The sequence below is a fragment of the Luteimonas sp. GW821-FHT14E02 genome (genome assembly GCF_058803905.1).
In genome coordinates this window covers 179,117-193,061 of record NZ_JBXAPK010000006.1, presented here as the reverse complement: position 1 = coordinate 193,061, position 13,945 = coordinate 179,117, and the positions used below count along the sequence as shown (strand labels likewise).

The following is a 13,945-nucleotide window of genomic DNA, read 5'->3' as shown; positions in this document are numbered from 1 at the left end:
GGACCCCCACATGGCACATCACGCATCCCCTTCCGAAGGTTATGGTCCCGTCGGCCCCGCGCCGAAGGAGCACCAGGCCGTCTACACCACGCTGCATTTCGACAAGCCGTGGTCGTATGAGAATTATCTGAAGACCGGCGGCTACGCCGCGCTGCGCAAGATCCTCGAAGAGAAGATCCCGCCGGCCGACGTCGTCGAGATGGTCAAGCAGTCCGGCCTGCGCGGCCGCGGCGGCGCAGGCTTCCCGACCGGCCTGAAGTGGAGCTTCATGCCCAAGGGCGACATGCAGAAGTACATCCTCTGCAACTCCGACGAATCCGAGCCCGGCACCGCCAAGGATCGCGACATCCTGCGCTACAACCCGCACGCGGTGATCGAGGGCATGGCGATCGCCTGCTACGCCACCGGTTCCAGCGTCGGCTACAACTATCTGCGTGGCGAGTTCCACCACGAGCCGTTCGAACATCTCGAGGAAGCCACTGCCGAAGCCTACAAGCACGGCTGGCTGGGCAAGAACATCCTCGGCAGCGGCGTCGACATCGATCTCTACAACGCGCTCGGCGCCGGCGCCTACATCTGCGGCGAAGAAACCGCGCTGATGGAATCGCTGGAAGGCAAGAAGGGCCAGCCGCGCTTCAAGCCGCCGTTCCCGGCCAACTTCGGCCTGTTCGGCAAGCCGACCACGATCAACAACACCGAAACCTATGCCTCGGTGCCGGCGATCGTGCGCAACGGCGCGCAATGGTTCCTGGAGCTCGGCAAGCCGAACAACGGTGGCTGCAAGATCTTCTCGGTGTCCGGTCACGTCAACAAGCCGGGCAACTACGAGATTCGCCTCGGTACCTCGTTCGCCGAATTGCTGGAAATGGCCGGCGGCGTGCGCAATGGTCACAAGCTCAAGGGCGTGATTCCCGGCGGTTCGTCGATGCCGGTGCTGCCGGCCGAGACGATGATGAATCTCACCATGGACTACGACGCGATCCAGAAGGCTGGCTCCGGCCTCGGTTCCGGCGCCGTGATCGTGATGGACGAGACCACCTGCATGGTGCGTGCCTGCCAGCGCATCGCGCGTTTCTATTTCAAGGAAAGCTGCGGCCAGTGCACGCCGTGCCGCGAAGGCACCGGCTGGATGTACCGCGTGCTGACCCGCATCGTCGAAGGGCAGGCCACGCTCGACGATCTCAACATGCTCAAGGCCGCCGCTGGCCAGATCGAAGGCCACACCATCTGTGCCTTCGGCGAAGCCGCGGCCTGGCCGGTGCAGGGCTTCCTGCGCCATTACTGGGACGAGTTCGAATACTTCATCCGCAACGGGCGTTCGATCGTGGATGAGAAGCTCGGAGTGGCCGCATGAGCGCGCAGCCGGTGAATCCCAATCTGCCGCCGGATCACGTCACGATCTTCATCGATGGCGTTGAACTGGCTGCGCCCAAGGGCTCGATGATCATCCATGCCGCCGACAAGGCCGGCATTCCGATCCCGCGCTTCTGCTATCACGACAAGCTGGCGATCGCGGCGAACTGCCGCATGTGCCTGGTCGATACCGAAGTCGGCGGGCGTTCCGCGCCGAAGCCGTCGCCCGCCTGCGCCACGCCGGTGATGGATGGCCTGAAGGTCTTCACGCGCAACGAGAAGGCGCTGAAGGCGCAGCGCAACGTGATGGAGTTCCTGCTGATCAACCATCCGCTCGACTGCCCGATCTGCGATCAGGGCGGCGAGTGCGAACTGCAGGATCTTTCGCTCGGCTACGGCCGCTCGGTGAGTCGCTTCCAGGAACGCAAGCGCGTGATCGCCGACGAGGACCTCGGTCCGCTGGTCGCCACCGAGATGACACGCTGCATCCAGTGCACGCGCTGCGTGCGCTTCACCGCCGAAGTCGCCGGCACCTACGAGCTCGGCGGCATGCAGCGCGGCGAGAACCTGCAGATCGGCACCTACGACGGCAAGCCGCTGACGACCGAGCTGTCCGGCAACGTCATCGATGTGTGCCCGGTCGGTGCGCTGACCAACAAGGTGTTCCGTTTCCGCGCGCGTCCCTGGGAGCTGATCGCCAAGGAATCGCTTGGTTATCACGACGCGCTGGGCAGCAACCTGTTCCTGCACGCGCGCCGTGGCGATGTGTTGCGTGCGGTGCCGCGCGACAACGAAGCCGTCAACGAATGCTGGCTGTCGGACCGCGACCGTTATTCGCATCAAGGGTTGTACGCGCAAGACCGCGCGATCAAGCCCTTGATGAAGGACGGCGGCGAGTGGCGCGAAGCCTCGTGGGAAGAGGCTCTGGCGAAGGCCGCGAAGATCCTGCGCGACAACGCTGCCGACGATCTCGGCATCCTGGTCCATCCGGCCACCTCGAACGAGGAGGGCGCCTTGCTGGCGCGCTTCGCCGAGGGGTTGGGCACCGGCAATCTCGATCACCGCATCGCGCAGCGCGATCTTTCCGATGGCGCGGTCGCCGAAGCATTCGCGGCGCCGGTCGCCGAGATCGAGAAGGCCGATGCGATCGTGATCGTCGGCAGCCATCTGCGTCATGAAGTGCCGCTGCTGCATCAACGCGTGCGCAAGGCGTGGAAGCGTGGCGCCAAGGTGCACGTCGTCAATCCGGTCGACTTCGAATTCGCTTTCGACGTAGCGTCCAAGACGATCGTGACGCCATCACAGATCGCCGGCGCGCTGGCGTCTGGCGAACTCGTCAAGGCGCTGCAGGGGGCGACGCACGCCGTCGTCATCGTCGGTGCAGTCGCCGAGAACGGCGCGCATGCCGCCGCGATCCGCAAGGCAGCGACCGATTTCGCCAAGGCGAACAACGCCGCGTTGTGCCGCATCCCGCAGGGCGCCAACGCGCTCGGTCTGGCGCGCTTGGGCGTGCTGCCCGCTTCGCGCGACGCGCAGGCGATGCTCGCACAGCCGCGCAGTGGCTATGTGATCTACGGCATCGAGCCGGGCCTGGATTTCGCGGATCAGGCGACGGCGCTGAAGGCGCTGGGAGGCGCGCAGGTGGTGGCGTTCAGTCACTTCGCCTGCCAGTCCACGCGCGCGGTCGCCGACGTGATCCTGCCGATTGGTGCGTTGCCCGAGATCGATGCCACGCTCACCAATCTTGACGGCCGCGACCAGATCGCGGTGCCTGCCGGCAAGTTGCCCGGCGAGGCGCGCGCCGGCTGGCGCGTGTTGCGTGCGCTGGGCGGTGAACTTGGTCTGCCTGGTTTCGAGTTCACCGATCTCGCTAGTTTGCGCAGCGGTATCGCACCGCGCACGGTCGTGCCGGCGAAGTCGGGAGCCGCGGCGGTGGATGGCGAAGGCTTCGAACTGGCCGTCTCGCAGGCAATCTATCGCGGTGATGCGGTGACGCGCCGCGCGGAAGCGCTGCAGGCGCATCCGTTGACCGTCGGTCCGCGCATCACACTGCATCCTGACGACGCCAAGGCCGCCGGTCTTGCCGTTGATGCCATGGCGAAGGTGTCGAACACCATCGGCACGGCGACCTTGCAGGTCGCGATCGACGATCGCGTCGCCAAGGGCGCGGCCTGGATCGAATCCGGTTACGGCGCCACCGCCGCGCTCGGCGCCGGTCGCGTGAAGGTGGTGGCCGCATGAACACTGCAAGTCTGCTTTCCGACCTGACCGCGCCGCTGCACGACTGGCTGCTGTCGCTGGGCGCGATCGGCCTCGTGCTCTGGATCGTATTGAAGGTCCTCGTGATCGCCGTGCCGGTGATCCTGGCGGTGGCCTTCTACGTGGTGTGGGAACGCAAGCTGATCGGCTGGATGCACGTGCGTCATGGGCCGATGTATGTCGGCATGGGCATCTTCCAGGCCTTCGCTGACGTCTTCAAGCTGCTGTTCAAGGAAGTGATCCAGCCCAGCAGCGCGCAGCGTGCGCTGTACATCCTGGCGCCGTTGCTGACATTGGCGCCGGCGTTCGCGGCCTGGGCGGTGATTCCATTCGACGCGCAATTGGTGCTGTCGAATGCGAACGCCGGCTTGTTGTATCTGCTGGCGATGACCTCGCTCGGCGTGTACGGCATCATCCTCGCCGGCTGGGCATCGAACTCGAAGTACGCCTTCCTCGGCGCGATGCGTTCGGCCGCGCAGGTGGTGAGCTATGAAATCGCGATGGGCTTCGCCCTGGTCGGCGTGATGGTCGGCGCGGGCAGCCTGAATCTCAGCGACATCGTGATGGCGCAGGCGGGCGATACCGGCCCGTTCGAATGGTTCTGGCTGCCGATGCTGCCGTTGTTTGTCGTGTACTTCGTGTCCGGCGTGGCTGAAACGAACCGCGCGCCGTTCGACGTGGTGGAAGGCGAGTCGGAAATCGTCGCCGGCCACATGGTGGAATATTCGGGCTCGGCGTTCGCGCTGTTCTTTCTGGCCGAATACGCCAACATGATTCTGGTCAGCTTCCTGACCGCGATCTTCTTCATGGGCGGCTGGCTGTCGCCGCTGCATGGCATGGGCGTCCCGCTGCTGTCGGTCGACGGCTGGTGGTGGCTGTTCGCCAAGGTGTTCTTCTTCGCCAGCTGTTTCATCTGGTTCCGCGCGTCGTTCCCGCGCTATCGCTACGACCAGATCATGCGATTGGGCTGGAAGGTGTTCATTCCGCTCAGCATCGCCTGGATCGTCGTGACCGCGCTGATGGCGTACTACGGCGTATTCGAGAAGGGCGCGTGATGGGTAAGTTAGTTTCCTGGTTCAAGAGTCTGCTGCTGCTCGAATTGCTGGGCGGCCTGTGGCTGACTTTCAAATATCTGTGGCGTCCGAAGTACACGCTGATGTATCCGATGGAAAAGACGCCGCAGTCGCCGCGCTTCCGTGGTTTGCACGCACTGCGCCGCTATCCGAACGGCGAAGAGCGCTGCATCGCCTGCAAGCTGTGTGAGGCGGTGTGTCCGGCATTGGCCATTACCATCGATTCGGAGCAGCGCGCCGACGGCACCCGTCGCACCACGCGTTACGACATCGATCTGTTCAAGTGCATCTACTGCGGGTTCTGTGAGGAATCCTGCCCGGTGGACTCGATCGTGGAGACGCACGTCCACGAATACCACTTCGAGCACCGCGGCGAGAACATCGTCAACAAGCAGCAGCTGCTGGCAATCGGCGACCGTCTCGAGGCCGAGATCGCCGAACGCCGCGCCGCCGACTCCGCGTATCGCTGAGGACTGCATGGATTATTCGTTGCTAGCGTTCCTCGTCTTCGCCGCCGTCACCGTGATTGCCGGTGTCGCGGTGATCAGCGTCAAGAACCCGGTGCACGCCGCGCTGTTCCTGGTGCTGACCTTCTTCACGGTCGCCTGCACCTGGCTGCTGGCCGGCGCCGAGTTCCTCGGCATCGCGCTGATCCTGGTGTACGTCGGCGCGGTGATGGTGCTGTTCCTGTTCGTGGTGATGATGCTCGACATCGACGTGGCGCCGCTGCGCGAAGGCTACGTGCGCTATCTGCCGGTCGGCCTGCTGGTTGCGGTGGTGATGCTGGTCGAGATGCTCACTCTGATCGGCATCAAGTCGCGCGTCACGCCGTTCGGCGCCGATCCGGCGGCGGAGGCGGGCATCGCCAATTCCACGTGGCTGGCGCGTCGCCTGTTCACCGAATTCCTGCTGCCGTTCGAAGTCGCGGCTCTGATCCTGACCGTGGCCGTGATCGCGGCGGTGATGCTGACCCTGCGCAAGCGCGAAAACACCAAGCACCAGAATCCGAGCGAACAGGCGCGGGTGAAGGCCTCGCAGCGGTTCCGCATGGTGCAGATGGCCGCGGAGAAGCCTGTTGTAGACGAAGCGCCGGCCGAAGCCGAGGCGAAGGCGGAGGTGAAGTGATGGAAGTCTTCGGACAGGGCCTCGCCCTCGGTCACTATCTTGCGCTCGGCGCCGTGCTGTTCTGCATCAGCGTCGCCGGCATCTTCCTCAATCGCAAGAACGTGATCATCCTGCTGATGTCGATCGAGTTGATGCTGCTCGCCGTCAACATCAACTTCGTCGCGTTCTCGCGCGAGTTCGGCGACGCCGCCGGACAGATCTTCGTGTTCTTCATTCTCACCGTGGCTGCGGCCGAGGCCGCGATCGGTCTCGCGATCCTGGTCACGCTGTTCCGCAACCGGCGCACGATCAACGTGGCCGAAATCGATACTTTGAAGGGCTGACGCGATGCCGGGTATGGAACACGCCATCTCCAAGTCCGTGCTGCTGGCCGTCGTGCTGGCGCCATTGATCGGTGCCATCGTCGCCGGCCTGTTCCGCAAGCAGGTCGGACGGGTCGGTGCGCACAGCGTCACCATCCTGGGCGTGGCGATCAGCTGCGCGCTGTCGATCTACGTGCTGTGGCAGCTGGCTGGGCAGGGCGCCGCGCCGTTCAACGAGAACGTCTACACCTTCTTCCAGGTTGGCGGCTTCGAGGCGCACGTCGGTTTCATGATCGACAAGCTCACCGCCATGATGATGGTGGTGGTGACCTTCGTGTCGCTGCTGGTGCACATCTACACGATCGGCTACATGGCCGATGACGACGGCTACCAGCGCTTCTTCAGCTACATCAGCCTGTTCACGTTCTCGATGCTGATGCTGGTGATGTCCAACAATTTCCTGCAGCTGTTCTTCGGCTGGGAAGCGGTGGGCCTGGTCTCGTATCTGCTGATCGGCTTCTGGTTCAAGCGGCCGACGGCGATCTTCGCCAACCTGAAGGCCTTCCTGGTCAACCGCGTCGGCGACTTCGGCTTCCTGCTAGGTATCGCCGCGGTGCTGACCTGGTTCGGCACGCTCGACTACGCCACCGTGTTCGCCAACGCCGCCGACAAGATCGGGGGCGGGCAGACGGTGGAGATCCTGGCCGGTCACTCCTGGTCGATCGCGACCGTGATCTGCATCTGCCTGTTCATCGGTGCGATGGGCAAGTCGGCGCAGGTGCCGCTGCATGTCTGGCTGCCGGACTCGATGGAAGGCCCGACCCCGATCTCGGCGCTGATCCACGCCGCGACGATGGTGACCGCCGGCATCTTCATGGTGGCGCGCATGTCGCCGCTGTTTGAGCTGTCGGAGACGGCGCTGAGCTTCGTCCTCTTCATCGGTGCGACCACGGCCTTCTTCACTGGCCTGATCGGCATGGTGCAGAACGACATCAAGCGCGTGGTGGCGTATTCCACGCTGTCGCAGCTGGGTTACATGACGGTGGCGTTGGGCGTTTCCGCTTACTCGGCCGCCGTCTACCACCTGATGACGCATGCCTTCTTCAAGGCGCTGCTGTTCCTGGCGGCCGGCAGCGTGATCATCGGCATGCACCACGAGCAGGACATGCGCAAGATGGGTGGCCTGCGCAAGTACATGCCGATCACCTTCTGGACCAGCGTGATCGGCACGCTGGCGCTGATCGGCACGCCGTTCTTCAGCGGGTTCTATTCCAAGGACACGATCATCGAGGCCGCGGCCGAGCACGCGCATGAAGCGCACAGCTGGATCGCGACCTACGGGTACTGGGCGGTGCTGCTCGGCGCCTTCGTCACTTCGTTCTACAGCTTCCGCCTGCTGTATCTGACGTACTTCGGCGAGGAGCGCTTCCGTCATGCCCATGACGATCACGGGCACGGTCATGACGAGCATACGCATGACGATCACGGTCATCACGGCCCGGTCGAGCCGCACGAGTCGCCGTGGGTGGTGACCCTGCCGTTGATCCTGCTGGCGATCCCCTCAGTCATCATCGGCTACTTCACCGCCGGCCCGATGCTGTTCGGCACCGACTGGACCGGTCATCACGAACTGATGCCGTACTTCCTGGGCTCGATCGACGTTCTGCCGGCCCACGACACCGTGGCCAAGGTGAAGGAAGAGGCCTGGCACGGGCCATTGGCGATGGCGCTGCACGGCTTCACCGCGCCGCCGTTCCTGCTGGTGCTGGCCGGCTTCGCGCTGGCAACGATCATGTACTGGTGGAAGCCGGAGCTGCCGGCCAAGGTCGCCAAGATCCTGGCACTGCCGATCCGCGTCCTCAACAACAAGTACGGCATGGACGACTTGTGGATCAAGGGCTTCGCCGGCGGCGGCGTCCTGCTCGGCAAGCTGTCGCGCAAGGGCGACGAGAAGGTGATCGACGGCGCCTTCGTCAACGGCAGCGCGCGCGCCACCGACCTTTTCGCCGGAGTGCTGCGCCGCATCCAGTCCGGATACCTCTACCACTATGCGTTCGCGATGATTCTCGGCCTGATCGTGCTGTTGGCCGTGCTCATCCGGTATTGGCGCTGATCAGAACGGATAAGAACACGACCCTATGCAGAGCTGGCCTCTTCTCAGTCTCCTGATCTGGCTGCCGATCATCGGCGGCGCGCTCGTGCTCGCGCTCGGCAACACGCGCCCGGGTGCCGCGCGCTGGCTGTCGCTGCTGATCGCCCTGGTCGTGTTCGTGTTGAGCATTCCGCTCTTCACCGGCTTCGATTACGCGAACGCGGGCCTGCAGTTCCTCGAACGCCGCGAGTGGATTCCGACCTACGACATCCAGTACCACCTTGGTGCCGACGGCATCTCGGTGGCGCTGATCGTGCTGACCACGCTGACCACGGTACTGGTGCTGATCGGTGCCTGGGCGTCGGTGGAGAAGCGCGTCAGCCAGTACTACGCCGCGTTCCTGTTCCTCGAAGGCCTGATGATCGGCGTGTTCTCGGCCGTCGATGCGATGCTGTTCTATGTCTTCTTCGAAGGCATGCTGATCCCGATGTTCATCATCATCGGTGTCTGGGGCGGACCGCGCCGCGTGTACGCATCGGTGAAGTTCTTCCTGTACACCTTCCTCGGCTCGGTGTTCATGTTGGTCGGGTTGATCTACCTGTACCTGAAGGGCGGTAGCTGGCAGCTGCCGGACCTGTACCAGCTGCCGCTGACCGCCACCGAACAGATGTGGTTGTTCTTCGCCTTCTTGGTCGCCTTCGCGGTCAAGGTGCCGATGTTCCCGGTGCACACCTGGTTGCCGGATGCGCACGTGGAGGCGCCGACCGGCGGTTCGGTGATCCTGGCGGCGATCATGCTGAAGATCGGCGGGTACGGTTTCCTGCGCTTCAGCCTGCCGATCCTGCCGGACGCGGGCCACGAATGGGCCTGGCTGGTGATCGCGCTGAGCCTGATCGCGGTGATCTACGTTGGCCTGGTGGCGCTGGTGCAGGACGACATGAAGAAGCTGATCGCCTATTCGTCGGTCTCGCACATGGGCTTCGTCACGCTCGGCACCTTCATCGCCTTCGCTCTGGTGCGCGATGCGGGCAACACCGATGCGGCGCGACTGGGCCTGCAGGGCGCGATGGTGCAGATGGTCTCGCACGGCTTTATCTCCGGCGCGATGTTCTCCTGCGTCGGCGTGCTCTACGACCGCATGCACACGCGCATGATCAAGGACTACGGCGGCGTGGCCAACGTGATGCCGTGGTTCGCCTTCTTCATGGTGTTGTTCGCGATGGCGAATTCCGGCCTGCCGGGCACGTCGGGCTTTGTCGGCGAATTCATGGTGATCCTGGCCAGCTTCCAGCAGAACCCGCTGATCGCATTCGCCGCCGCCTTCACCCTGATCATCGGCGCGGCCTACACGCTGTGGCTGGTCAAGCGCGTGATGTTCGGCGAGGTCGGCAACGCGCATGTGGCCGAGCTGCAGGACATCAACGGGCGCGAGGCGCTGGTGCTCGGTGTGTTCGCGGCCGGCGTGCTGCTGATCGGTGTCTGGCCGAAGCCGCTGACCGATCTGATGGAGCCGGCCATCGCGCAACTGGCGAGCCAGCTCGCCGCAAGCAAGCTTTGAAGGACGCGTCGCGATGACCGTGGAAGCCATGACCCCGCAAGTCCGAACCCTCGCCGACGTGGCGCCGCTGGCGCCCGAGTTGATGGTGATCCTGGGCGCGTTCGCGCTGCTGATGCTCGACCTGTTCCTCGACGAACGTCGCCGCATCATCACCCAGACCCTCGCCATCGGCGTGCTGCTGGCCGCCGCGGCGCTGATCGTCACCGGCACGGGCGGGCAGGGCACAGCGGCTTCTATCAGCGTGATGGACGGCATGTTCGTCCGCGACACCGCCGCCGACGTGCTCAAGATCGTCATCCTGCTGACCAGCGCGCTGTCGCTCGGCTACGGCTGGACCTTCCTGCGCGAGCGCGGACTGTACAAGGGCGAGGTGCCGATCCTGACCCTGTTCGCCGCCTCCGGCATGATGCTGCTGGTGTCGGCCGGCAACCTCACCACGGTCTATCTCGGACTCGAACTGCTGGCGCTGAGTTCGTATGCGCTGGTCGCGATCGATCGCGACAGTCCGCTGTCGTCGGAAGCGGCGATGAAGTACTTCGTGCTCGGCGCATTGGCCTCGGGCATGCTGCTCTACGGCATGTCGCTGGTGTACGGCGCGAGCCACACGCTCGACCTGGGCGGCATCAACGTGGCCGCCGGCACCGTCGAAGGTGCGGATCGCCTGCTGCTGCTCACGGGCACCGTGTTCCTGGTCGTCGGCATCGCGTTCAAGTTTGGCGCCGCGCCCTTCCACATGTGGCTGCCGGATACCTATCACGGCGCGCCGACGCCGATCACGCTGTTCATCGGTTCCGCGCCGAAGCTGGCGGCATTCGGCATGACCTATCGTCTGCTGGAATCCGGCGTCGGTCCGCTGGGCGAACAATGGCATCTGCTGCTGGCCGGTCTCGCGGCGCTGTCGCTGGGCATTGGCAATCTGCTGGCGATCGCGCAGACCAATCTGAAGCGCATGCTGGCGTACTCGACGGTGTCGCATGTCGGCTTCCTGTTCCTCGGCCTTGCCAGCGGCACCGCGCAGGGCTACGCGTCGGCGATGTTCTATGCGATCAGCTACGCGATCATGTCGGCGGCCGGATTCGGTGCGATCGTGCTGCTGTCGCGGCGCGGTTTTGAAGCCGACCGCATCGACGACTTCAAGGGCCTGAACGCGCGCAACCCGTGGATGGCGGGGCTGGTGCTGTGCATCATGGCCTCGCTGGCCGGCGTGCCGCCGTTCCTCGGTTTCTGGGCCAAGCTGGCAGTGCTGCGTGCCGCGCTGCAGGGCGATCTGCTCTGGCTGGCCATCGTCGCGATCGTGTTCGCGGTGATCGGCGCGTACTACTACCTGCGCGTGATCAAGGTCATGTATTTCGACGAGCCGGCCGGCGAGCCGCTGCAGGTGCGTTCGAACCGGCCGCTGCGCGCGATGTTCGCGGTCAACGCGCTGGCGCTGCTGGTGCTGGGACTGGCCTGGAACCCGGTCATGGACTGGTGTCAGAAGGCGTTCACCGCCTGACGAAAGGGCGGCGGTTTGCAGGGAACGTTCCGTCGAACGCCTGCTCGGATACGCCCGCGGCGATCGACGCGCACACCCGCACGCACTGGCCGCGATTCAGACATGGGCTTGCAATCATTGGCCCCAGTCACCATAATTCCGCTTCTGCTGCGGGGTGGAGCAGTCTGGCAGCTCGTCGGGCTCATAACCCGAAGGTCGTAGGTTCAAATCCTACCCCCGCTACCAGCTTTTCGCGGTCGACGAAAAGCCTCTGCAAGAGGCTTTTTTGATAGTGAAAAGTCGGGCTTTGCCGAAGCAGGCTTCATGCTTCGGCGCCGAAATCCAGTGGTATCGGACAAGGGGCCCGAAGGGCCCCTTGTTGTTTTCGGGCGTTACGCAGCCCGAGTGCGGATTTTCCACGGTAAGAGATGACGGACAAAGCAACCCAAATCTCGACTTTGCTGGCGCCGACGGTGCAATCGTTGGGCCTCGAACTGTTGGGCGCCGAATACCTGCCGGCGCCGGGCAGCGCGGTGCTGCGTCTGTACATCGACGTTCCCGCGGATGCCGAGGAAGGTCGCGTGGTCGGCATCGAGGATTGCGAAGCGGTCAGCCGCGAGGTCTCGGCCCAGCTCGACGTCGAGGATCCGATCAGCGGGCATTACACGCTGGAAGTCTCCTCGCCGGGCGTCGATCGTCCGCTGTTCACGCCGGAGCAGTTCGCGCGCTTCCTGGGCGAGCAAGCCAAGGTCGGCTTGAAGCTGCCGCAGGATGGGCGCCGCAGGCTGCAGGGCGTCATCGCGAGCGTCGAGGGCAGCACCATCACATTCGAAGTCGACGGCGCACCGGTTGCGGTCGTCTTCGACAACATCGACAAGGCGAAGCTGGTGCCCGATTGGGTGGCGCTCGGTTACGCGCCGGCGAAAGACAAGTCGGGACGCGACGCGCGCCCCGGCAAACAAGCAAAGAAACACCCCACGAACAAGCAAACCAATAAACCGGTGAACGAACAGAAATCCCAACCGAAGTAACAGCCCCCTTAAGTTAAGGAGGCAGCCATTGGCGGCGAAGCTGCGAATGGCGGGGTTGTGGAAGTATCACCCTCGTCACCGAAGTACAGGCACAGAAAGTTTCAGAGGTCTTAAAGAATGAGCAAGGAACTGTTGCTGGTCGTCGACGCGGTCGCCAACGAAAAGGGCGTGCCGGAGACCGTCATCCTGGAAGCGATCGAGGCGGCGCTCGCCACTGCGGCGAAGAAGCGCTACCACGACCAGGACGTGCTGACGCGCGTGCAGATCGATCCGAAAGACGGCAGCTACCAGACCTTCCGCCGCTGGGAAGTCGTGGCTGACGACGTGGTGATGGAATCGCCGGATCGCCAGATCCGCCTGATGGACGCGGTCGACGAGAGCGAAGGCGCCGAAGTCGGCGACTACATCGAAGAGCAGATCGAGAACGCCGAATTCGGCCGTATCGCCGCGCAGGCCGCCAAGCAGGTGATCGTGCAGCGCGTGCGCGAGGCCGAGCGTGCGCAGGTAGTCGACGGATGGAAGCATCGCGTCGGCGAGCTGGTGACGGGCGTGGTCAAGCGCGTGGAGCGCGGCAACGTCTACGTCGATCTCGGCGGCAATGCCGAAGCCTTCATTCCGAAGGACAAGGCGATCCCGCGCGACGTCGTGCGCGCCGGCGACCGCATTCGCGGCTACCTGTACGACGTGCGCAGCGAGCCCCGTGGCCCGCAGCTGTTCATCAGCCGCGCCGCGCCCGAATTCATGATGGAGCTGTTCAAGCTGGAAGTGCCGGAAGTCGGCCAGGGCCTCGTCGAGATCAAGGCTTGCGCACGCGATCCGGGCGACCGCGCCAAGATCGCCGTGGTGGCCTACGACAACCGCACCGATCCGATCGGCGCCTGCATCGGCATGCGCGGTTCGCGCGTGCAGGCGGTGTCGAACGAACTCAACGGCGAGCGCGTCGACATCGTGCTGTGGTCGGACAATCCGGCCCAGTTCGTCATCAACGCGATGGCGCCGGCGGAAGTGCAGTCGATCATCGTCGATGAGGAAAAGCACTCGATGGATCTGGCCGTCGCCGAGGAGCGCCTGGCGCAGGCGATCGGCAAGGGTGGCCAGAACGTGCGCCTCGCCAGCCGCCTGTCGGGCTGGCAGCTCAACGTGATGACGCAGGATCAGGTCACCGAGAAGTCGGAAGCCGAACAGGCTGCCGCGCGTCAGCTGTTCCAGGAGAAGCTCGAGGTCGACGAGGAAATCGCCGGCATCCTGGTCTCGGAAGGCTTCACCACGGTCGAGGAAATCGCCTACGTGCCGGTCGGCGAGCTGCTGGCGGTGGAAGGCTTCGACGAGGACATCGTCGAGGAACTCCGCGCCCGTGCCCGCGACGCGCTGCTCAACGATGCGCTGGCGGTCGAGGAGGAGCTGGACGAGAACGCGCCGGCCGAAGACCTGCTGCAGCTGTCGGGCATGGACGACGAGACCGCCTACGCACTGGCCGCGCACGGCGTGCGCACCAGCGAGGAGCTGTCGGATCTCGGTGCCGACGAAGTCGTCGAATTCGGCATCGAAGGCCTCGACGAGGCACGCGCCGCCGCGCTGATCCTGGCCGCGCGCGCCGAGGAGATCGCACGGTTGGAGCGGGAAGGCTGAGCAATGCCCGGAACCGAAGCCATTCGCATGAACTACGGTCCCCGGCCAT

11 protein-coding genes and 1 tRNA gene are annotated in these 13,945 nt (G+C 64.4%); all 12 read left to right on the top strand.

What is annotated here, in order from left to right; genetic code table 11:
• Positions 1 to 10: 10 nt before the first annotated feature.
• The 12 genes from nuoF to nusA all read left to right on the top strand — a co-directional run bounded on the left by nuoF (position 11) and on the right by nusA (position 13,896).
• Positions 11 to 1,354 carry an NADH-quinone oxidoreductase subunit NuoF gene (nuoF, locus tag AC1RNP_RS11890; protein ID WP_493051477.1) on the top strand — a complete coding sequence of 448 codons (1,344 nt, stop codon included), beginning with the start codon at positions 11 to 13 and terminating at the stop codon, positions 1,352 to 1,354.
• Complete coding sequence (nuoG, locus tag AC1RNP_RS11885) at positions 1,351 to 3,594, top strand: NADH-quinone oxidoreductase subunit NuoG (RefSeq protein ID WP_493051476.1); 2,244 nt, start codon at positions 1,351 to 1,353, stop codon at positions 3,592 to 3,594. The genes nuoF and nuoG overlap by 4 nt, the downstream gene beginning before the upstream one ends.
• Entirely contained in the window at positions 3,591 to 4,667 is a 1,077-nt protein-coding gene (gene nuoH, locus AC1RNP_RS11880) for an NADH-quinone oxidoreductase subunit NuoH (RefSeq protein ID WP_493051475.1), read from the top strand. The genes nuoG and nuoH overlap by 4 nt, the downstream gene beginning before the upstream one ends.
• Positions 4,667 to 5,155: an NADH-quinone oxidoreductase subunit NuoI gene (gene nuoI, locus AC1RNP_RS11875; RefSeq protein ID WP_493051474.1), complete on the top strand. Its 489-nt coding sequence runs from the start codon at positions 4,667 to 4,669 to the stop codon at positions 5,153 to 5,155. Before nuoH ends, nuoI begins: the two co-directional genes overlap by 1 nt.
• Before the next feature lie 7 nt (positions 5,156 to 5,162).
• Positions 5,163 to 5,810: an NADH-quinone oxidoreductase subunit J gene (locus tag AC1RNP_RS11870; protein ID WP_493051473.1), complete on the top strand. Its 648-nt coding sequence runs from the start codon at positions 5,163 to 5,165 to the stop codon at positions 5,808 to 5,810.
• Complete coding sequence (nuoK, locus tag AC1RNP_RS11865) at positions 5,810 to 6,133, top strand: NADH-quinone oxidoreductase subunit NuoK (protein WP_226468700.1); 324 nt, start codon at positions 5,810 to 5,812, stop codon at positions 6,131 to 6,133. The genes AC1RNP_RS11870 and nuoK overlap by 1 nt, the downstream gene beginning before the upstream one ends.
• Before the next feature lie 13 nt (positions 6,134 to 6,146).
• Positions 6,147 to 8,225, top strand: a complete 2,079-nt coding sequence (gene nuoL, locus AC1RNP_RS11860) for an NADH-quinone oxidoreductase subunit L (RefSeq protein WP_493051472.1) — start codon at positions 6,147 to 6,149, stop codon at positions 8,223 to 8,225.
• 25 nt (positions 8,226 to 8,250) lie between these two features.
• On the top strand, positions 8,251 to 9,762 hold the full coding sequence (locus AC1RNP_RS11855) for an NADH-quinone oxidoreductase subunit M (protein WP_493051471.1): 1,512 nt from the start codon (positions 8,251 to 8,253) through the stop codon (positions 9,760 to 9,762).
• Positions 9,763 to 9,775: 13 nt separating this feature from the next.
• Positions 9,776 to 11,257 carry an NADH-quinone oxidoreductase subunit NuoN gene (nuoN, locus tag AC1RNP_RS11850; protein ID WP_493051470.1) on the top strand — a complete coding sequence of 494 codons (1,482 nt, stop codon included), beginning with the start codon at positions 9,776 to 9,778 and terminating at the stop codon, positions 11,255 to 11,257.
• 148 nt (positions 11,258 to 11,405) lie between these two features.
• Positions 11,406 to 11,482: transfer RNA gene (locus AC1RNP_RS11845), tRNA-Met, on the top strand.
• Positions 11,483 to 11,664: 182 nt separating this feature from the next.
• On the top strand, positions 11,665 to 12,267 hold the full coding sequence (gene rimP / locus AC1RNP_RS11840) for a ribosome maturation factor RimP (protein WP_493051469.1): 603 nt from the start codon (positions 11,665 to 11,667) through the stop codon (positions 12,265 to 12,267).
• A 117-nt stretch (positions 12,268 to 12,384) separates the two neighbouring features.
• Positions 12,385 to 13,896 carry a transcription termination factor NusA gene (gene nusA, locus AC1RNP_RS11835; RefSeq protein WP_493051468.1) on the top strand — a complete coding sequence of 504 codons (1,512 nt, stop codon included), beginning with the start codon at positions 12,385 to 12,387 and terminating at the stop codon, positions 13,894 to 13,896.
• The last annotated feature ends 49 nt before the right edge of the window (positions 13,897 to 13,945 follow it).